Below are 20,937 nucleotides of genomic sequence, written 5' to 3'. Positions count from 1 at the left end.
TCACGAAAGTATGACGAGCAAGCCTGTTACTCATCAGGCTTATCTTCAGTATATAAACGCCGATACGTTTTTACATAACCTAATGTAAAGAAGTTTAAAGAAAAGCGCGCCAGAATGTGGCATTTTTTTAGTGCAGAAACGGAGTTTTCAGAAATAGAAAAGGCGGCATCGCTGCCGCCTCAATCTTAGCTCGCCTGGGAAGGCGCTTCGTCACTTCCTGGAAGCGTTTCAGGGAGTTGCGGTGCAAAACCACGCAGACCGACTACGTGAACGTGTTCGGTATTCTGGAAGACTTTACGCACCAGTTTATAGGTGGTGCCTTTTTCCGGGCTGATATTTTCCGGCGCTGCGATGATGAGCTGCATTTGCAAACGCTCACACAATTCAAACAGCGTGGCGATGGAACGAGCATCCAGTCGCGCTGCTTCATCGAGGAACAGCAGGCGGCAAGGAGAGATATCTTTACCGCGCAGGCGGCGAGATTCATCTTCCCAGCTTTGTACCACCATCACCAGAATCGACATACCGGTACCAATCGCCTCACCGGTCGACAGAGCGCCAGATTCTGCGCGCAGCCAGCCATCGGAACCACGGTTAACCTCAACTTCCATTTCCAGATAGTTGCGGTAATCCAGCAGTTCTTCACCGATGGTCTGCGGCGTGCGCTGCCCCATATCAATCTGCGGGTTAAGACGTTGATACAGTTTCGCCAGCGCTTCCGAGAAGGTCAGACGGTTGCTGTTAAACAGATCCTGATGTTGCTCGTGCTGTTCAGAGAGCACATCCAGCAGCATGGCATGCGTTTCACGCACGTTCACGTTGAGGCGCACGCTGTTCACCTGACCGAACGATACGTTCTGCAAGCCCTGGTTGAGCATACGGATACGGTTCTGCTCGCGCTGAATGGTTTTACGGATGATGTTCGCCACGCTGCGGGAACTGATCGCCAGTTTCTGTTCGCGGGACGTTAACTCTTCAGTCAGACGACTAAGTTCGATCTCCATCTGCTCGATAGCTTCAACCGGATCATCGGTACGAATAATATCCTGACGAATACGCTCGCGCAGATGCTGATAAACCGCCACGAAGAACTGAATTTTACGCTCCGGACGTTTCGGATCTTCCGACATCCGCAGCACGTCGCGCAGATGTTCGTTATCCGCCACCGCCAGACGCAGCGCACCTAACGCCTTATCCGACATGGAACGCAAATCATCAGCGGAGAGATAAGCCAGCTCACGACGGTGTAAGCGGCGCTCAACACCGTTATCTTTCACCATGCGCATGACTGCACACCAGCCCGCTTTCGCGGTCACTACCTGCTCGCGCATCTCAAAGTAATCCCGCTCCAGCTTGCGCAGTTTGCGGGTCAGGTTGTCCATCTCTGCTTCGCAGAAGGTAAGCGCTTTTTCCAGTTGATTGCGGCGTGAACGGTTATTGCTCAGTTGCGCGTGCAACTCGTCACGGCGAATACGCGCCCGCTCTTCTGCCCCGCTATCAGCACGCACGCCGATATCCTGCAATTCACGTTGCAGATCGTTGAGTAGCTCTTTTTTGGTGTCGTAAGAACTTTTCAGCGAAGCCAGCACCTGGTTGTACTGACTCAACTGCGCTGCGTGTCCGCGCAACGCTTCACGCGCGCGGGTACGCTCCGCTTCCGCCTGTTCCAGACGTTCACGCAGTTTTTCGTTGAGATCGCTGTTACCGCTAAGCATTTCTGCCGAGTCAGAGTAGCTAAAGTGCGCACGACGCTGCACCACTTCCGTCAGGGCAAACGCCTGCTGACGGGCATCGCGCTGCATCTGCTGAGAGTACGCGTAATCTTCTTTTAATTGTTCGAACTGTTCCGGGTCACTCTGCAATACCGAAACGATCGGTTCCAGTTTCGCCAGTTGATTACCGAACTGCTGAACAAAACGCGCGGCTTCCTGGGCTTCATCCAGACGTTCGCGGATTTCATCGACGCGATCCGCCAGGCTGTCATCAGCCAACAAGTTGAGACGCGGCAGAATGCGGTTCAGCGCCGTAACACCCTCTTTCGCCTGCTCAAACTGAATACGCTGCTGCTGGTTATCATTTTCATGATTACTCAACGCCCGCTCCAGTTCGACGCGACGGCTGTTCAGTTGACGGATTTCGGCTTCCGGATCAGACTCAAACGCCACCGCCAGGTGGCTGCCGATAAAGCGGCTGAACGCCTGATGCAGACGCTGGGTTTTCTGTACATCAAAGGAGAGCGTGGCGAAGCGTTCGGAAAGCACTTCACGCTCGGCATGGAGGCTTTCAATACGGCTTTCACGCGCAGCACGACCAAACAGCGGCACTTCCGGGAAACGTGAATAACGCCACTGACGATCGGCGATTTTCACCACCACCGCTTTTTCCAGCTCATCAACGCTGAACACGCTGTCATCGAATGACTGCGGATCCCCTTCGATCAGATAGAGATCTTCCGGGCAATCGGTCAAGCCTTCCAGGTGTTCGGTTACCTGTGACAGATCTGGCACCACGATGGCGTGGCGTGACGGGCCATACAGCGCTGAGAAGTACGGCGCATCTTCCAGGCTAACGTCGTCATAAATTTCTGACAGCAGCACGCCGCCAAAACGCTCCGCCAGCGCATTCAGACGCTGGTCTTCAGAACCACCTGGCTGGCTTAAACGTTCGATCTCTTCATCGACGGCGTTTTTGCGCGCGCCTACTTCATCGCGTTCAACAATGGCTTCGCGCTCACGCTCCAGCAACTGTTGCAGATATTCGGTGACATCCTGGCTGGAGGAGAACTCTTCGCCGCACTGTTCGCTCAACTGGTTGAGACTGTTTTGCGCAGCCAGCCAAACCGGCGCACGCCGCATCAAACTCTGAATGCGAGACTGCAGCTGTTCCTGCTCCTGGCGCAGTGTCATCCGCTCTTCACGGGCGTTAGACACGCTATCGGAAAGAGAGGCAATGCGTGCTTCCAGCTCCTGATGCAGAGCTTCCAGCTCGTCAATGTCAAAATTCTTGCCCTGACGTTTGCAGAAATCTGCCAGCAGACGCTCAGCTTCTTGCTGCTCACGCAGACGCTGTTCCAGTTCGCTTAAGCGCATCCGCAACGGCTGAACCTGCTCTGCCAGGTGACGCTGATCGACCCCTTCGCGCAATAGTTCGCGAGCGACATCCCACGCCTCGTTACGCGCCAGCGGGCCGTTGATTGCCACCACCAGCTGATAAGCCTGCTCAAACTGGCTGTGCGCGGTTTGCGCCATGCTCATTTTCTGCTCAAGAGAGAGCATTTTTTCGGTCGCTTCCAGCTCTTTCGCCTGGAAGGTTTCCAGCCATTCGGCGGCGCTGTCGGCGGTTAAGTCCGGCAGATGGCACAGTTCTTTGGCACGATTAAGCGCAGCAATCGCCTGGTTATACTGGATCGCGCGCGTTTGCTGGACGTCCAGCGCCTGCTGGTAGTCAGCAAGCTGGCTTTTCAGCTCGTCCACTTCCAGTTCGGCAGCTTCCGCACGAGCCTCGTTCTCTTCCTGGCGTTCGATGGCTTCTGCCACCACTTCGTTTTGCTCTTCCAGACGGATCTGCAGCTCATCGAGATCCGCTTCGTAGCGTTCGATCTTCTCCTGCTGACGCAGTGCGGTTTGCACCAGGTTCAGGTGATCGCTGGCCGCCTGATAATCTGCTTCCAGATCGCCTTCGGCACCGTTGTGCTCTGCCAGCTCACGCGCCATATCGACGTGTTTGTACTGCTCAGCCGCCAGTTGCTGACGCGAAGTGTGTAGCTCGCGACGAAACTCCAGGGCTTTGTCGAGATGGACACGGCGCTCGTTGGCGTGACGCATGTAGTCCGCCGCCACGTAGTTGGTGGCTTCGCTAATCAGATGCTTAAACAGGTCGCGGTCCGACTGGGTGACACGAATCGCTTCCAGCGTCATGCGGTTTTCGCGCAGCGCCGCTTCCATGTCCTGGAACGCTTTCCGCACGCCGCTGTTTTCCGGCAACAGGTAGTCGCGCAGAGAGCGCGTAATGGCGCTGGAGATCCCGCCGTACAGCGAAGCTTCGATCAGACGATAGAATTTACTACGGTCAGACGCTGAGCGCAGACGACGCGCGATGATGCCCAGATCGAACATCAGCGAGTGGTAATCGGTAATGGAGTTGAACTGTTTAAACTGCACGCCTTCCATCGCCTCGAGCTTGTCTTTCAGCTCGTTAAGCGGCAGCACGCGCGCCTGACGTTCGCTCAGGGTTTCGGTCACCAGTTGTGTCGGCTGCACCGACATCGGTAAACCCTGAATGGCAAACGGTTTGATATCCACTTTACGATCGCGTCCGGCAACCTGTTGCAGACGCACACCGACCACCACGCGCTGGTGGCGCGAGTTAATGGTGTCGAGCATCGAATAACAGACACCCGCTTTCAGCTTACCGTGCAGACCTTTATCGCGCGAACCGCTGGTGGCCCCGGCTTCCGTGGTGTTACGGAAATGCAGCAGGGTCAGGTCGGGGATCAGCGCCGTAACGAACGCCGCCATGGTGGTGGATTTACCCGCCCCGTTACCGCCAGAAAGCGTCGTGACCAGCTCGTCAAGGTCAAAAGTTCGGGCAAAAAAGCCGTTCCAGTTAATCAGCGTCAGTGAGCGAAATTTACCGCGTTCAATCATTATTCTTCCTCTCCGCTATCTGGCTGATTCTCTTCGGTTTCATCGTTGAGTTGCAGATGATTTTCAATCGGCATTGCTTCGCCATCACGAATCAGGCGACGCTGTGCTTCACGGGGATCGTCGCCAGCACGCACATCGGCTCCGAAGCGGAACACCGATTCGGTAATGCGGAACTTGCTGCTGTCGTGGCCCATAAACCACACCATACCCAAACGACGCAGACGGTTGAGCGAAGAACGTACTTTCTCCTGCAACTTCTGGCGGTCAACGTCTGAACCGGTTGAACGGTTGTTCACCAGTTTCAGCAGTTTCGCTTCATCGGCCAGGGTGAGCAGTTCGTCGTACAGTTCCTGCTGGGTGAAAATCCCCTCGTTCGCCAGCCGTTCCGGGCTGAGATAGAGATAACAGAGGATTTTCCCGACCATCATATCCAGTTCCGACAAGACGGAACGCGGGATAAGAGTGGTGGAACGTGGGCGTAAATAGAAGAACCCTTCCGGTGCGCGAATAAGCTCAACGTTATAACGCGCGTAAAACTCTTCCAGATATTCCTGAAAATCCATCAGGAATGCATGATTATCCAGTTCGTCGAGGCCAATATGGCGGCCTGAACGTAAGGCGCTATCCAGCGCCGGAAATAACGGATTCGCCAGCGCCTGCGCCAGCTTAACCGGCATCACTTGTTCAATATTTGTCGATGACATGCGCCTGTACCTTGGCTCCGTAATCATTAATCGGCTGCCATTTCGCTGGCAGTCCGGTGAAATCTGCTTGCGCTACGCCAAGACGTACCGCCTGATCAATAACAATGCGCGCAACGTCAAAGTGACGTGCACGCGGATACTGTGACAGATATTCGCGTACCACCAGACCAAGATCCAGCGGCACTTGTCTGGTTTTGTACACGGCAAGTTGTTCTTCAATGATCGCCGCCAGCTGTTCGCGGATCTCGTTAAACTCTTCGTACTCCAGATCCTCAGGAAGTTCCCCAGTCACTTCTTCATCGCGCAGTGCCATCTCTTCGTCACGCATATCCAGCAGACGATCGGCATTGGCATAAGTTAGCGCCCACGGCTCATCAAAATAGGTTTGTACCGACTGACGTAACCGCTGAGCAAAGACGCGGTTTTTATCCATATCGATTGCGGTACGGATAAATTTGTGTACGTGGCGGTCGTAGCCAATCCACAAGTCGATGGATTGCTGGCCCCAACTGATAATACGGTCAAGTTTGCTCTGCAGATCGAACACCAGACGATCGACAAAATGCAGATCGTCATGGGTCATCGTCGCATCCTGAATGCGCAACAGATTAGCCTGCAATTTGTCGCCTGCCGCTTCCAGCGTATCCTGCAATTCACGCAGCGTTCCGGAAGTTTCCGAAAGCAACAATTCACAGCTGGAGATCGCCGCCCGCCAGTCTTTGTTCAGCAACTGGGCGATATCGTCCTTCACCTGCTGCTGCTGTTCGTCCATCAGACGTTGCGTCAGGTCGATACTGTCGAAAATTTCTGCTACCGAATATTTCAGTGGCGCATAAACATTACGGTGCCAGTGAAATTCATCACCGCCCTCTTCGGCGGCATCTGCCGCGCGTTTGAGCTCACCCGCCACAATCGACAACTGCATAGAAAGGCGCAGCGTAGAAAACTCGCGCTGACGGATGTAATAGTCAGTAATGCCGATGCCGAGCGGCGTCAGACGGTAAATTGCGTTCCCTTCCGCCTGCTCGCTGGTAAAGCGGTTCAGCAGACGTTGACGCACCATGTCGTTGATCGCGTTGTTGGCACGCACGCCGATGGTTTCGCTGGTTTGCTCAAACGCATCACTCACATGGCGGAATGCATCCACCAGCTCGCCTTCACTCATCTCACCATCCAGACGCTCGCCGTTCAGCGTGGCAACCGCCAGCAGAAAAGAGAGTCGGTCTACCGGCAGCGAGATGGAGAAGTCATTTTTTCTGGCCCAGGCAACCAGTTCGGGGACTGTCTGGGAAAATTCACTCATACTTTATCCTTGCTCTGCGGTTTGCGCGCGGTGACATGAATATAACGCCCCAGGGTAATATACGGTTCCTGACGGCAATAACGCGTTTCTAATTCAAGTAATGCTTCATAGCAGTCGCGCTGCTGGTGCTTCTCGCGCAGATAATCATGAAACACACGAACGCCTGTCTTACCCATAATTTGCCAACCAGCTTCTTCCAGCCACAGATAAACCTGCGCCGGGTCGCGTGGATAATCTGGCGAAAGCGTCCGTTTTTTCTTTTTCGGCATTCCCGCCTGCACGTAATCAAAATTCCCGGCGACCATGTTATGCATCAGCAAGCCGTGCGCATTGTAGAACATTAACGACAACACGCCGCCTGGACGCAACACTGACCACAGGGTCTGTAATACGCTGCGGGGATCGGCCACCCACTCGAGCACCGCATGGAACAATATCAGATCAACGGGCGTTTCCAAATGCGAAGCAACATCCTGAGCGGCGCAATGTATAAATTGCATGTTGTCGCTCACACCTTTTGCTTCTGCCGCCTGTTTTGCGCGGTCGATCATCTGCGCAGAAAGATCGCATAAAATGACCTGATGCCCGCGCTCAGCCATTTTGATTGCGGTCTGCCCTTCTCCACCGCCAGCATCCAGCACACGCAGTTTTTGCGGGCCCATTTCCGCCAGCACGCGATCGAGATCCTGCCACAGAATAGCCTGTCGAAGCTGCCCTTTGGTGGTGCCGTAAATGTTACGGGAAAACTTTTCCGCAATATCATCAAAATTGCGATCCTGCATTGCTTTCTCCACCGGTTGGCTAAGACGTTTTCTGATAAAGACGCTATTTTGTCACAGCCACGGCGAGAATGAACCCGTCTGGTGTAATATCGCTGGCGATCCCTTGCTATATGGTTAAAAAAGGAACCAGAAAGGATGCTTTTTACACTGAAAAAAGTGATTGGCAATATGTTGCTGCCACTTCCGCTGATGTTGTTGATTATTGGCGCTGGCCTGGCGCTGCTGTGGTTTAGCCGTTTTCAAAAAACCGGGAAGATTTTTATTAGCATTGGGTGGCTGGCGCTCTTGTTATTGAGTTTGCAACCGGTAGCCGACCGCCTGCTGCGTCCCATCGAAAGCACCTATCCGACATGGAATAATTCGCAAAAAGTGGACTATATCGTGGTGCTCGGAGGCGGTTATACCTGGAACCCACAGTGGGCACCGAGTTCGAATTTAATCAATAACAGTCTGCCACGCCTGAATGAAGGTATTCGCTTATGGCGCGAAAATCCGGGATCAAAACTGATCTTCACGGGAGGCGTAGCAAAAACCAATACGGTGAGTACAGCGGAAGTAGGTGCCAGAGTTGCGCAATCGCTGGGCGTACCGCGCGAGCAAATTATCACCCTGGATTTGCCAAAAGATACCGAAGAAGAAGCTGCGGCAGTGAAACAGGCGATTGGTGACGCCCCTTTCCTGCTGGTGACCTCCGCATCACATCTGCCGCGGGCGATGATCTTTTTTCAGCAGGAAGGGTTAAATCCGCTACCAGCCCCGGCGAATCAGTTGGCCATCGACTCGCCGCTTAATCCGTGGGAACGGGCAATCCCTTCTCCGGTTTGGTTGATGCATAGCGACCGCGTTGGCTATGAAACGCTTGGCCGGATCTGGCAATGGCTGAAAGGTTCGTCAGGCGAGCCACGGCAAGAGTGATTTTGATGCCAGATCGAAGTTACGCCGACTAAATCGTCCGGTGTTGACCAGTTGCGCAACTTCATCCCATAACACATACAACCAACGCCGCCAGATGAACGACTCCGCCACTGGCGCGCGTTGCAGATAACTCCAGAGCAAATCTTCCGCCAGAGAATTATCCATTAGTCGGAACAGTTCGTATTCTCGCGGTGCCCAAAGCATTAGTCCCGGTCCGACCATCGCCAGTAACTGATCGCTGCGCGAATCTTTCAGCATGCTGCGTAAACAGAAGTTACCGTGAATCAGTACACAATTGTCGTTAAAGCCTTCAAATAATGCCGGGAGACATTCGCGAGTGCGAAACAGGATCCGCTTATCCTGCATCGTCAGACCGGTGTTATTGAACTGATTGAGCGTGGTCCATAGCACTTCAACATGTTGCCGGTACCATGAGGGCCAGAAATTTTCCTGAGTATTGTCGACCGCGCCGACGCAACCGCGACTGTCCTGACGGTGCCAGGCCAGTAAGGCTTCAACGATTTGATCTTTGAGTTGTTCCCAGCGTTCTGGTGTTCGGGCTGGTGCCTCCACCGAAACACCACGCATCCGCTCCAGTAGCAGGACATCGGGGCCGGGGTGTTCTTCATGCGTCATCACACCATAAATAGTCGGCATACGGACAGTCCCACTTCTTGCCAGCATGGTGGTTTTCCATGCCAGTTGTCGGGCTTTTCCGGGCGTACTAAAGCTTCTTGCCATTAACGGCATTGGGTTTCCCTGGCTGTCATACAAAGCCCACAACGCCGTATCCGCTTTTTCATTGACGCACTCAATACGACTGAGTTTTTCGCCCAGTAAATGGCTTAATTCGGCACGCAGCTGTTCCATTCAGATTACCCTCATAAAAGCTACTGCTTTCATAATGAGCGCCAATATAAAAGATGTCACCTGAATGAGATCAATTGTTGAAAAGAAAAATTGAGGAAAATCGTAACGGTACGACACTCCTCCCAAAATTGGCTGGAGTGTCGTGAAGTGAAATTAGCGCATTTCAGCGCGAACGCGCTCGAGATCTTCAGGGGTATCCACACCTGTGCCAGGAACTTCCTGGGCGACAGCAACATGGATTTTTTCGCCGTACCACAGAACACGAAGCTGCTCTAACATTTCGATGTGTTCTAACGGACTTGGCTGCCAGTTGACGTAACGACGGATAAATCCTGCACGGTAGCCATAAATACCAAGATGACGCAGGAAGTTATCGCCAACGGTTTCAAGGCCTTTTGCAAAACGATCACGATCCCAAGGAATGGTGGCGCGAGAGAAGTACAGTGCATACCCTTCAGCGTCGAGGACCACTTTCACCGCATTCGGGTTAAACGCTTCCTCCGCATTGTGGATTGGCACCGCCAGAGTCGCCATACCCACCTGACGCTGGGCGAGATTATCAGCAACCTGACGAATGATTGTCGCAGGGATCATCGGTTCATCCCCCTGCACATTAACGATCACCGTGTCGTCGCTGAATGCGCATTTTTCGACAACTTCCGCCAGACGTTCTGTTCCTGACTGATGATCGGCGCGCGTCATACATACTTCACCGCCAGCGGCTTCAACAGCGCGGGCAACATCCTCATGATCGGTTGCCACGATGATGCGCTCGGCACCTGATTCGCGCGCGCGTTCAAGAACATGAACAATCATGGGTTTACCGTTAATATCAACCAATGGTTTACCGGGCAGACGCGTGGACGCGTAGCGCGCGGGAATAATGACCACAAAACTCATGATTTACTCTCATCAGCAGTCAGCACGCGGGCTTCCGTTTCCAGCAACACTGGAATGCCATCGCGCAGCGGGAAAGCCAGGTTGTCCAGTTTGCAAATAAGTTCTTGTTTTTCCTGGTTATACCAAAGTTTTCCGTTGCAAACCGGGCAGGCAATGATTTCAAGCAGACGATGATCCATAGTTCCTCCAGATGGATCGGGTTATGAATGCATAAATCTTATCATAATCATTTATGCGACGGGGTCTATTTCCCAGCCGGTGCGGCAATCAGTAAAGAGGCCTTGCGGGCAGCGTCCTAATGTCACCCGCGTTGCCTGCTGCCAGTTAGCGAAATCAGTAATCGCCTGACGTAACCCTTTTTGCAGCGTTGTCGTTGGTTTAATGCCTTCCTGTAACCACAGAGAGATAACTTCAAGGATGCCTGTCTGGCGATGCATTTTGGCATCCATTCGCCCAACTAATTGCCCACGATGTAATAACGGCAGAACAAAATAGCCATACTGGCGTTTCGGCGCAGGGGTATAGCACTCCAGCCGGTAGCTAAAATCAAAAAGCTGCTCTGCGCGTTTGCGATCCCAGACAACAGGATCAAAAGGCGAAAGTACCGCGCTGTGCGTTGCAGTGAGCTTTCCGGCCAGCGCACGCTCGAGTAGCGGCAGCAAATCAGCATGCAACCAAAGATTGCCCAATTTTTCAACATGCACAGCAATGATTTGCTGCAGTTCAGCCCTCGCTTCGCGCCAAGCCGCCAGTGCCGGACGTTTCAGCCGATAGTAATCTGCCAGCCACTGTTCGCGGAATATGCCCAGGCTACGCGCACTGTTATCCAGCATGATGATTTCTGCTTCTGTTTGCGAAACGAGATCGCGCTCATCATCCCAGTCAGGCATGACACGGTGGGTTAAATCATAAACGCGCTGGAAGTTGCGCCGTTCAATCACCATCACCTTTCCGGCAGTAAATAAACCTTCCAGATGTCGTTTATGCGGCTTCCACTCCCACCAGCCGCTTGCCCCTTTACGAGGATGCTCAAAATCGGCTGAACGTACCGGCCCCTTATCATGAATATGCTGAATTAACTGTGCAATTTCCACCTCATGTTCCTGCATCCAGGCGTCTTTGTATTTCCAGCCCATTTTTTCAGGTGCCAGCATGCGGTGGCGAATAAGACGAAAATCGCTACGTGGCATAAAGCAGGCTTCATGCGCCCAGTATTCCATTAATTCGCCACGCGCCAGAGACTCATCCAGCCACTGGGCAGGATAATTTCCCAGACGACTGAAAAGCACCAGATATGGGCTACGGGCAACAATATTGATGGTATCGATTTGCAGCAAGGACATGCGGGAGATCGTTGCCGGAATATCCTCCAACGACGCTCGACGGCGGGGTTTGTTTAACAGGCCTTGCGCGGCGAGGTGAAGATTACGCGCATCAGCAAGAGAGAGGTGCGGCAGCGACATTCATGACTCCATCAATCGAACGCTGCCGCGGCGTAACTAGTTGCCAGAAGCCAGCGAGGTTAGTTGCGCAAGCAGTTTCGCTGGTTCATCACCTGAAAGCTGTGCGTCTACAGGCAAATACCACCAATTTTCTTCTGCAAAGGCCCGGCATTTCACCGCATCTTTTTCTGTCATTACCAGCGTTTGCCCGGCGCTGACCAACGCGCTGACATCCGCATGATTCAAAGACTGATGATCGGCCAGCGGTACACATTTTTCCGGTTGTACGCCACACATCTTCAGCGTGGCAAAAAAGCGCGGCGGATGACCAATCCCTGCCATCGCCACCACATGTTCAAGCTGAGCAACGTCACAACGCGTACCGGTACGTAAATTCACCGCCTGACCCGGCAGCAGATGCATGGGGATTTCACCGCTGCGGGGGACACCACCGTTGACGATTACCGCATCAACCGACTTTAAGCGCCCCGCTCGCTCACGCATTGGCCCCGCCGGCAACCACCAGCCATTGCCAAAGCGACGCACACCATCAATAACGACAATTTCCACATCACGCGCCAGACGGTAATGCTGTAAACCGTCGTCGGTTACGATGATCTGCACATCAGGGTGTTGCGCCAGAATGGCTTTTATCGCATCAGAACGCACGGGAGAAACCGCAACAGGCGCATCAGTGCGTTGATAAATCAACACAGGTTCATCACCCGCCTGTGCTGTGGTGGTATCTGCCGACAATAACAGCGGATAAGATTCAGCCTTACCACCATATCCCCGCGATACGACCCCCACGCAAATACCGCGCTGTTGCAACTGTTCCACCAGCCAGACAACGACCGGGGTTTTTCCGTTGCCGCCTGCGGTGAGATTACCAACCACGACAACCGGTACGGGGGCACGCCAGGCGCGCTTCAGTTTTAGTTTATAGCAAAGACGGATCGCGCCACTCACCAGGCCATACAACCAGGAGAGTGGCAGCAATAGCCGCCACAAAGGGGATTCACCAGACCAGATTTTTTCGATCATTGGCCAAACTGCATTTTGTGAAGTTGCGCGTAAACGCCACGGTGCTCAAGCAAATCGTTATGCGTACCGCGTTCCACAATGACACCATCCTCGACGACCACGATTTCGTCTGCCTTTTCAATGGTAGACAAGCGGTGGGCAATCACCAGAGAGGTACGGTTTTTCTGCAACTCATCCAGTGCCGCCTGAATCGCACGTTCGGATTCGGTATCCAACGCCGAGGTAGCTTCGTCCAGAATCAGAATCGGGCTATCACGCAACAAGGCTCGAGCGATAGCAATACGCTGACGCTGACCGCCAGAGAGCAGCACGCCGTTTTCACCAATCACTGTATCGAGACCGTTATCCATCTTATTGATGAAGTCCATGGCGTAGGCCATACGCGCCGCTTCTTCAATTTGCTCACGGCTGTACTGTTCAGTCCGTGCGTAAGCAATGTTGTTGGCAACCGTATCGTTAAACAGATGGACATTCTGCGACACCAGAGCAACCTGGTTACGTAACGACGCCAGGGTATACTCGCGCAGATCGTGACCATCCATCAGGATTTCGCCTTCATCAATATCGTAAAAACGCGTGATCAGGCTGGCGATGGTTGATTTACCTGAACCAGAGCGTCCAACTAGAGCAACCGTCTTCCCTGCCGGAATTTTCAGGTTGATGTTACGCAATGCGGGTACGTCACGTCCCGGATAAGTAAAGGTGACATTGCGGAATTCCACGTCGCCAGTCGCACGCTCGATCACGCGCTTACCTTCGTCTTTCTCCTGCTCACTGTCCAGAATGGTAAACAGCGTCTGACAAGCCGCCATACCGCGCTGGAACTGGGCGTTAACGTTGGTCAGCGATTTCAGCGGACGCATAAGTGCAATCATTGAAGAGAAAACAACGGTAATCGTACCGGCAGTCAGGCTATCCATGACACTTGGGAAGCTTGCCGCATACAGAACAAACGCCAGCGCCAAAGAGGCGATCAGCTGAATGATCGGATCAGAGATGGAAGAGGCTGAAACCATTTTCATCCCCTGAAGACGCATTCGGTTGCTGACTTTATCGAAGCGTTTCGTTTCCACTTCCTGACCACCGAAAATCAATACTTCTTTATGGCCTTTCAGCATTTGTTCGGCGCTGGTGGTCACCTGCCCCATGGTGTTCTGCATGTTTTTACTGATATTGCGAAAACGCTTCGATACAACGCGAATCGCAATCGAAACAATCGGTGCCAGCACAATCAAAATGATCGACAGTTGCCAACTGTAATAGAACATCATGATGAACAGGCCGATGATCGACGCACCTTCACGCACAACAGTAATCAGTGCGCCGGAAGAGGAAGAAGCAACCTGTTCGGAATCGTAGGTGATACGTGACAACAGCGTACCCGTTGACTGTTTGTCAAAGAATGAAACCGGCATTCCCATCATGTGACCAAACAGGCGGCGACGCATGGTCATTACCACCTTTCCTGATACCCAGGAGATACAGTAGCTGGAGACATAGCTGGTGATACCACGCAAAATCATCAGCCCGATCACCACCAGCGGCATCCACACCAGCACGGAGCGATCTGTTTTACCAAAGCCATCATCAAGAAGTGGCTTAAGGAGCGATAACATGAAGGTATCGCTGGCTGCGTTGAGGATTAACGCTACGCCCGCCACGATCAGACCCGCTTTAAAAGGCGCAATGGTTGGCCACAGTCGGCGGAACGTCTGCCACGTAGAGAGATCTTTGTCGTTATGCATTCAAAAAACCAGCATTTGTTGAAATAGCCGCATATTCTACCCGTTATCCACTGGCACGCCAAACCACTGATGATACCAACGAGGTAAAATTTGCTCTCTGAGGCTGCTAATCCGCCAGCCTTGCGCTGAAAAATCGACCGTTATTTGACCCTGATGTGGAGTATCAAGCCACTTATAACCCTGTTGTTGATAGCGATGTTTAACTTTGCTTGAGGGCAGTCGCCATGCGTTATAGCGCGATGCCGATGCGAGTGCCACTTTTCCATTCACTCGCTGAATTAATGGCAACGATGATGAGGTATTACTGCCATGGTGAGGTACCTGAAGCAATGTTGCCTGCACTTGCTGCCAGTAACGGCTTAGCATCTTTTGTTCAGCGGGGGCTTCAATATCACCGGTTAGAAGAATGCTATTCGTCCCGTCATCAACCTTAACCACACAGGAATGGTTATTTCCTTTATCGTTGCTAGCTTGTAAAGGCCAGTGCACGCTGAAACGCAATCCTTGCCATTGCCACGCTTCGCCACGCACACAGGGCTGATGGTGTTCCCAGTTTAACGGACTTCTGATCCATAACATCGGCCATGTATGCAATATTGAGTCCAGCCCTCCCCGGTGATCCAGATGTTCATGACTCAGAATAACGCCTTCCGGTTCAAGATTATGCCAGTGGAGCCAGGGGATAATCAGTTGTTGCCCACTATCCCCTTCAGGCCAGGCCAGTCCCGTGTCATAGAGAATCGCTTTGCCGTTTCTGGCTATCACCATTGCCAGCCCTTGCCCGACATCAAGCATGTACACTTGCCACTCGTCAGGTCGAGGTTTTTGCCACAGCGGCCAGCACATCAGCAAGCCTCCAGCCACACACATTGCTGGCAACGTTCGCCAGGCGTTTAATCGCCATACCACCAGTAAGAACCATGGGGAAAATGATAGCCATTGCCAACGTTCAGCAATGTTGATCCACCCTTCCGGCAAACTCTTTAACCCCCAGAAAAGTAAAGCCAAAGACCGGTCGGCAAGAAACCATAATCCCTCTTCCAGGATTAACGGCCCGCTTAAATGCACAACCATAGCGGCGAGGATCAACGGAACCGTGATAAATGTCACCAGGGGAATTGCAAATAGATTTGCAATAAACGAGGTCAGACTAATGCCATGAAATATGACGATTTGCACGGGCATAAGCAGGAGTGTGATTCCCAGTTGCAGATGGATGAGGGAAACAAGTGCACGCAATACCGGCGGCAGTTGCCACTCAGGACCGGGAAACCACTGATACCAAAAAATCAGTGCCGCGACCGCAGCGGCAGAGAGCCATAAACTTTGCGAGAGAATGGCAACAGGATCCATCAGCAAAATTGCCGCCAGACAACATATCCATACATCCCAGCCACTCCATTGTCGCCCACTTAACTTAAGCATTCCCCACGTAGCAAGCGCCACCACGGTACGCAATGCAGGAGGTTGCATCCCAGTCAGCCAGGCATAAAAAGCAGCACAGCAGATTCCGCCAATTAATGGCATTTGCCAGTGGATCCAGCGCCCAGGCAGAAAAACTTGCCCACCGCGAATGAGTCCGGCAGCCAGCAACGCCGCAAAAGCGATATGCAATCCCGATATCGCCATTAAATGCGCCGTTCCAGTATCGCGCATGATATTTTTGATTTCTTTGGGAACGGATAACCGTTCCCCCATACCTAAACCAAGAATAACCGCATTCCACGGATAGGGTTGCAGCGTTGTTTGTAATGACGCCAGATACTGTGCACGCAGGCTACAATTCGGTTCAATGACACTTGCCTGCAGAAAACGGCCGGTGAGCGGTTGATGCTGGGCAATGGCATAACGCTGGCTATCAAAGCCGCCATCATTAAGTTGACCATGAACTGCACGAACTTTGAGTTTCATTGACCATACTTGTCCGGCACAAACCGCTTGCGGAAGATATTCGCCATACAGTACGAGGCCTGGCGCAGGGAATATACGTCGACTTTGTAGATGAGTGATTTGACCGTAATGAGTGGTCATGCCGTCAGTAGCAGTGATCTCAACTATTGCATCCTGCGTCGCGCCAGTTAAGGTTTCTCCTGCCCACAAAATTTGCTTTGCTGCTAATATGCCCCAAACGAAAAACAGCAACGTCAGCGCGATATAACGGACGGTTTTAACAGGGATAAATGCCAGTACACAGGCGAAGAGAGTCAGAAACGCAAGGGTTACTGTCCCTGGCAATTGGGGCAAAATCAGCAACGGAAAAATTCCGCAAATTATGCATACGCCGACTGTCGTTATTTTCATGCACCCTCCCTGTTTATAGAAAGTGTGCAACTTTGTTGAACGGTTGTCTGGTGGGTGTTTTGCGTTCCCCGAGGCACGTTCAGAAGAATTTAACGATAGGGTGAAAACTGCTCAAAACTCTGCGAGGCAGCTTCCAGTTCCAGATTAGAGAAATGAAAAAAGCACCCGACAGGTGCTTTTCTCGCGTTCAAGTTTGAGTAAAAACTTAACCGTAAATATTGGCGCGATCGCGCAGTTCTTTACCTGGTTTAAAGTGAGGAACGTATTTTCCTTCCAGTTCTACTTTATCGCCAGTCTTCGGATTACGTCCGGTACGTGGTGCGCGGTAGTGCAAAGAGAAACTGCCGAAACCGCGGATTTCAATACGCTCGCCCTGCGCAAGAGTCGAGGCCATATGCTCCAGCATCTCTTTTACTGCATCTTCAACCGTCTTGGCGGGAATGTGCGATTGCTGGGTGGCAAGTCTTTCTATCAATTCTGACTTGGTCATGATTCCTCCGGTTCCTTAAAGGCAAATTAAGCGGCTGCTGTTGCTGCATTGATTAAGGGCGGCCGTAGCCGCCCTTAGTGCTTGATTACAGGACGAAACCTGCAATCTGTCAAGTAAACTCAACAAACTTCGGAATAAAAATCCCGAAGAGTCAGAGAATTACTCGCCTTTAGCTGCTTTGAAAGCTTCAGCCATTGCGTTGTTGGAGAAGTTTGCATCTTCCTGTTTGTTAACAGTTGCGATTGCATCTTTCTCGTCAGCTTCGTCTTTCGCACGAACAGACAGGCTGATTGCGCGGTTTTTACGATCAACGCCGGTGAATTTAGCTTCAACTTCGTCGCCAACGCTCAGAACCAGGGTAGCGTCTTCAACGCGGTCACGGGATGCTTCAGAAGCACGCAGGTAACCTTCAACGCCGTCAGCCAGTTCTACGGTTGCGCCTTTAGCGTCAACTGCAGTTACTTTACCGGTTACGATAGCGCCTTTCTTGTTCAGAGCAACCCAGTTGTTGAACGGATCTTCTGCGAGCTGTTTAACGCCCAGGGAGATACGTTCACGTTCTGCGTCAACCTGCAGAACAACTGCAGCGATTTCGTCGCCTTTTTTGTATTCACGAACTGCTTCTTCGCCTGCAACGTTCCAGGAGATGTCAGACAGGTGAACCAGGCCGTCGATGCCGCCGTCCAGGCCGATGAAGATACCGAAGTCAGTGATAGACTTGATTTTACCTTCAACACGGTCACCCTTGTTGTGGGTTTCCGCGAACTGCTGCCACGGGTTAGCTTTGCACTGTTTCAGACCCAGGGAGATACGACGACGTTCTTCGTCGATATCCAGAACCATAACTTCCACTACATCGCCAACGTTAACAACTTTGGACGGGTGGATGTTTTTGTTGGTCCAATCCATTTCGGAAACGTGTACCAGGCCTTCAACGCCTTCTTCGATTTCAACGAAGCAGCCGTAGTCGGTCAGGTTGGTCACGCGACCAGTCAGTTTGGTACCTTCCGGATAACGTTTAGCGATAGCTACCCACGGATCTTCGCCCAGCTGTTTCAGGCCCAGGGATACACGGGTACGTTCGCGGTCGAACTTCAGCACTTTAACAGTGATTTCGTCGCCCACGTTGACGATTTCGCTCGGATGCTTAACGCGTTTCCAGGCCATATCAGTGATGTGCAGCAGGCCGTCAACGCCGCCCAGATCAACGAATGCACCGTAGTCAGTGAGGTTCTTAACGATACCTTTAACTTCCATGCCTTCCTGCAGGTTTTCCAGCAGCTGATCGCGCTCTGCGCTGTTTTCGGATTCGATAACGGCACGACGAGAAACAACAACGTTGTTGCGCTTCTGATCCAGCTTGATTACTTTGAATTCAAGCTCTTTGCCTTCCAGGTGCAGAGTGTCACGCACCGGACGAACGTCTACCAGAGAACCTGGCAGGAACGCACGAATACCGTTCAGCTCAACAGTGAAGCCGCCCTTAACTTTGCCGTTGATAACACCGGTAACAGTTTCAGCATCTTCGTAAGCTTTTTCCAGCGTGATCCAGGCTTCGTGACGTTTAGCTTTCTCACGGGACAGCAGAGTTTCACCGAAGCCGTCTTCTACTGCGTCCAGAGCAACGTCAACTTCGTCACCTACCTGGATTTCCAGCTCGCCCTGGGCGTTTTTGAACTGCTCAGCCGGGATGGCGGACTCAGATTTCAGACCAGCGTCAACCAGTACTACGTCTTTGTCGATAGCAACAACAACGCCACGAACGATAGAACCCGGGCGGGTTTCGATTTCTTTTAAGGACTCTTCAAAGAGTTGAGCAAAAGATTCAGTCATGTTTAATCTTCAGGTTTATATTTAACGTCCACCTAGCTCCATGCCGGATGGGGTTGTTTAACATACCCGCTGTCATTCCATTGCAACGGGGGTACTGCAAATTCGGTCGCTTATGCGAGAGCCAATTTCTGGCGCGCGTATTGTAGCGCTTTTTCAATCACTTGCTCAATGCTTAAGGTGGTGGAATCCAACACTAAAGCATCGGCTGCCGGAACCAGTGGCGCTACCGCTCGGTTACGATCGCGGTCGTCGCGTTCTTTGATCTCGGCCAAAAGGCGCTCAAAGTTAACACTAAAGCCCTTCTCCTGCAACTGTAGCATGCGGCGATGCGCACGTTCTTCCGAGGAGGCGTCAAGGAAAATTTTCACTGGCGCATCAGGGAATACCACCGTTCCCATGTCGCGGCCATCGGCAATCAGGCCTGGTAATTCGCGAAACGCGCGTTGGCGACGCAATAATGCTTCACGAACGCGTGGGAATGCCGCGACTTGTGAGGCAGCATTCGCCACTTCCTGAGTACGAATTTCGCCGCTGACATCTTCCCCTTCGAGGATCACTTCCAGATTGCCATTGGTCGACACAAAACGTACATCCAGATGGGATGCCAGCGGCACCAGCGCATCTTCCGATGCAACATCAACATGGTGATGTAATGCCGCCAGTGCCAGTACGCGATAAATTGCACCCGAGTCCAGCAGATGCCATTGCAACGCTTCCGCCATAGCCTTACACAAGGTGCCTTTCCCTGCACCGCTTGGGCCATCAATGGTAATAACCGGGGCAATTGCCGTCATCTTTATCTCCTTAAAACAGGCGTACCGTTAACATAACCGCGCGCATTATACGCGCCGACGCCACAAATCGTTAACGTTGTGTGCAAAAACCAGTTTTGTCTGTATTCAGATGGGGATTTATTGCGCAATTATAGCGGGCTGGCAGAAGACCAGCCCGAAAGATGACAATGATTTACTTACCAGAGGCGATACGATCACGGATGTGTTGCGCACGCTCTGTTGATGGTGGGTGAGAGTCAAACATGGACTGGGTGCGACCGCCATCCAGGCTGGCCAATTTTTCAAAGCTGCCAACCAGCCCCTGGGTGCTGATGCCACGTTTCTTCAACAGATCAAAGGAGAAATCATCTGCTTCGGACTCTTTATCGCGGGAGTATTTCGCATTGATAGCGCCTTCTGCGATATCACCTAATTGTGAGCGAGAAAGCTGGGAAGCCACACCGCTGGTAGCGGAAATCGCATCACGTGCGGCAACGATCGCATAAGAAGCTTTCATTTCAGCCAGCGAGTGACCCAACGCGACGTGGCCCAGTTCATGACCCAGAACGCCTTCAATTTCGTTGTCGTTCATCATGTCCATCAGGCCACTGTAGACACGAACACAGCCGTTCGCCATCGCCCATGCGTTGACGTCGCTGGTCATATAAACCTTATAGTTGACCGGCGTGCCATTAATATTGTTACCCAATGCTTTGGCGATTTTTGCCAGACGTTTACCGTACTTGCTGGATTTACTTGCGACTTGATTGCCGCTGTCCATTTCGGCACAGCCCTGATTGGCAATCGCTTTTGCATCAGCATCGCTTAACGTTGCTGCTTTATAGGCATTTAAACCTGAGCTGATAGCCATATTGGTATCAATACCGTGGGTATTCTGACACCCTGTCAGTAAAGCTGCAGAGGCCGCAATCGCCAGCAGTAATTTAGTATTCTTCATGTGAATCATCCGTTGATTAATCATATATAAATATTATGTATCAATAACTTACATTGACAAACGACGCTACCATTAATCAAAATGACTCACAAGGTCCGAAAAAAAACGCCGGCAATGTGCCGTAATGCCAGTCAGTTAAGCAACTGACTGGCTCTTTTTCGGGGCTGTGGGGTATTTCCAGGGCCTCTCCTTTACCACTCTCGGGAAGGCCCTTTCCCTTCTTGTCGGTAA

At 52.2% G+C, this 20,937-nt stretch carries 17 protein-coding genes; 1 reads left to right on the top strand and 16 read right to left on the bottom strand.

Annotation, left to right across the window (positions count from 1 at the left end):
- Positions 1-185 precede the first annotated feature (185 nt).
- From mukB to cmoM, 4 genes are read right to left on the bottom strand one after another with little or no spacing between them, the layout of a single operon-like run.
- On the bottom strand, positions 186-4,646 hold the full coding sequence (gene mukB, locus ACJHWR_RS17675; protein WP_000572762.1) for a chromosome partition protein MukB: 4,461 nt from the start codon (positions 4,644-4,646) through the stop codon (positions 186-188).
- Positions 4,646-5,350: a chromosome partition protein MukE gene (gene mukE / locus ACJHWR_RS17670; RefSeq protein WP_001295347.1), complete on the bottom strand. Its 705-nt coding sequence runs from the start codon at positions 5,348-5,350 to the stop codon at positions 4,646-4,648. The genes mukB and mukE overlap by 1 nt, the downstream gene beginning before the upstream one ends.
- The gene (mukF, locus tag ACJHWR_RS17665; RefSeq protein WP_001288850.1) at positions 5,331-6,653 is read right to left on the bottom strand and encodes a chromosome partition protein MukF; all 1,323 of its coding nucleotides are present in this window, start codon (positions 6,651-6,653) and stop codon (positions 5,331-5,333) included. The genes mukE and mukF overlap by 20 nt, the downstream gene beginning before the upstream one ends.
- Positions 6,650-7,435 (bottom strand): tRNA uridine 5-oxyacetic acid(34) methyltransferase CmoM, encoded by a 786-nt coding sequence (gene cmoM, locus ACJHWR_RS17660; protein WP_001298300.1) that lies wholly within the window; start codon positions 7,433-7,435, stop codon positions 6,650-6,652. Before cmoM ends, mukF begins: the two co-directional genes overlap by 4 nt.
- A gap of 135 nt (positions 7,436-7,570) precedes the next feature.
- Between cmoM and elyC the strand changes: the two genes are divergently transcribed.
- Complete coding sequence (gene elyC / locus ACJHWR_RS17655) at positions 7,571-8,350, top strand: envelope biogenesis factor ElyC (protein ID WP_000899600.1); 780 nt, start codon at positions 7,571-7,573, stop codon at positions 8,348-8,350.
- Here the strand turns inward: elyC and ACJHWR_RS17650 are convergent.
- From ACJHWR_RS17650 to ACJHWR_RS17595, 12 genes are all read right to left on the bottom strand, one after another.
- Positions 8,327-9,220, bottom strand: coding sequence for a YcbJ family phosphotransferase (locus ACJHWR_RS17650; RefSeq protein WP_000436922.1), 894 nt, complete (start codon positions 9,218-9,220; stop codon positions 8,327-8,329). The genes elyC and ACJHWR_RS17650 overlap by 24 nt on opposite strands.
- Positions 9,221-9,373: 153 nt before the next feature.
- Positions 9,374-10,120, bottom strand: coding sequence for a 3-deoxy-manno-octulosonate cytidylyltransferase (gene kdsB / locus ACJHWR_RS17645; RefSeq protein WP_000011612.1), 747 nt, complete (start codon positions 10,118-10,120; stop codon positions 9,374-9,376).
- Entirely contained in the window at positions 10,117-10,299 is a 183-nt protein-coding gene (gene ycaR, locus ACJHWR_RS17640; protein WP_000350058.1) for a protein YcaR, read from the bottom strand. The genes kdsB and ycaR overlap by 4 nt, the downstream gene beginning before the upstream one ends.
- 51 nt (positions 10,300-10,350) lie before the next feature.
- A complete protein-coding gene (gene ycaQ / locus ACJHWR_RS17635) occupies positions 10,351-11,583 on the bottom strand; it encodes a crosslink repair DNA glycosylase YcaQ (protein ID WP_000056547.1) in 1,233 nt (410 codons plus the stop codon).
- 36 nt (positions 11,584-11,619) lie between these two features.
- Positions 11,620-12,606, bottom strand: coding sequence for a tetraacyldisaccharide 4'-kinase (gene lpxK, locus ACJHWR_RS17630; protein ID WP_000570523.1), 987 nt, complete (start codon positions 12,604-12,606; stop codon positions 11,620-11,622).
- Positions 12,603-14,351 (bottom strand): lipid A ABC transporter ATP-binding protein/permease MsbA, encoded by a 1,749-nt coding sequence (msbA, locus tag ACJHWR_RS17625; protein ID WP_000551270.1) that lies wholly within the window; start codon positions 14,349-14,351, stop codon positions 12,603-12,605. Before msbA ends, lpxK begins: the two co-directional genes overlap by 4 nt.
- A 36-nt stretch (positions 14,352-14,387) precedes the next feature.
- Positions 14,388-16,652, bottom strand: coding sequence for a ComEC family protein (locus tag ACJHWR_RS17620; protein ID WP_000705733.1), 2,265 nt, complete (start codon positions 16,650-16,652; stop codon positions 14,388-14,390).
- 205 nt (positions 16,653-16,857) lie between these two features.
- On the bottom strand, positions 16,858-17,142 hold the full coding sequence (ihfB, locus tag ACJHWR_RS17615; protein ID WP_000167336.1) for an integration host factor subunit beta: 285 nt from the start codon (positions 17,140-17,142) through the stop codon (positions 16,858-16,860).
- Between the two features lie 159 nt (positions 17,143-17,301).
- Positions 17,302-18,975 carry a 30S ribosomal protein S1 gene (gene rpsA / locus ACJHWR_RS17610; protein WP_000140327.1) on the bottom strand — a complete coding sequence of 558 codons (1,674 nt, stop codon included), beginning with the start codon at positions 18,973-18,975 and terminating at the stop codon, positions 17,302-17,304.
- A 110-nt stretch (positions 18,976-19,085) separates the two neighbouring features.
- Positions 19,086-19,769, bottom strand: coding sequence for a (d)CMP kinase (cmk, locus tag ACJHWR_RS17605; RefSeq protein ID WP_000125016.1), 684 nt, complete (start codon positions 19,767-19,769; stop codon positions 19,086-19,088).
- A 172-nt stretch (positions 19,770-19,941) separates the two neighbouring features.
- A complete protein-coding gene (gene ycaL, locus ACJHWR_RS17600; RefSeq protein WP_001353317.1) occupies positions 19,942-20,706 on the bottom strand; it encodes a metallopeptidase YcaL in 765 nt (254 codons plus the stop codon).
- A gap of 135 nt (positions 20,707-20,841) precedes the next feature.
- On the bottom strand, positions 20,842-20,937 hold a 96-nt coding region (locus ACJHWR_RS17595; protein ID WP_223963258.1), incomplete at its 5' end, for a hypothetical protein.

Source organism: Escherichia sp. WS568 (assembly GCF_046486085.1).
Classification (GTDB): domain Bacteria; phylum Pseudomonadota; class Gammaproteobacteria; order Enterobacterales; family Enterobacteriaceae; genus Escherichia; species Escherichia coli.
Note: the sequence above shows the minus strand (reverse complement) of the source record. Positions and strands in the feature narration are given on the sequence as shown.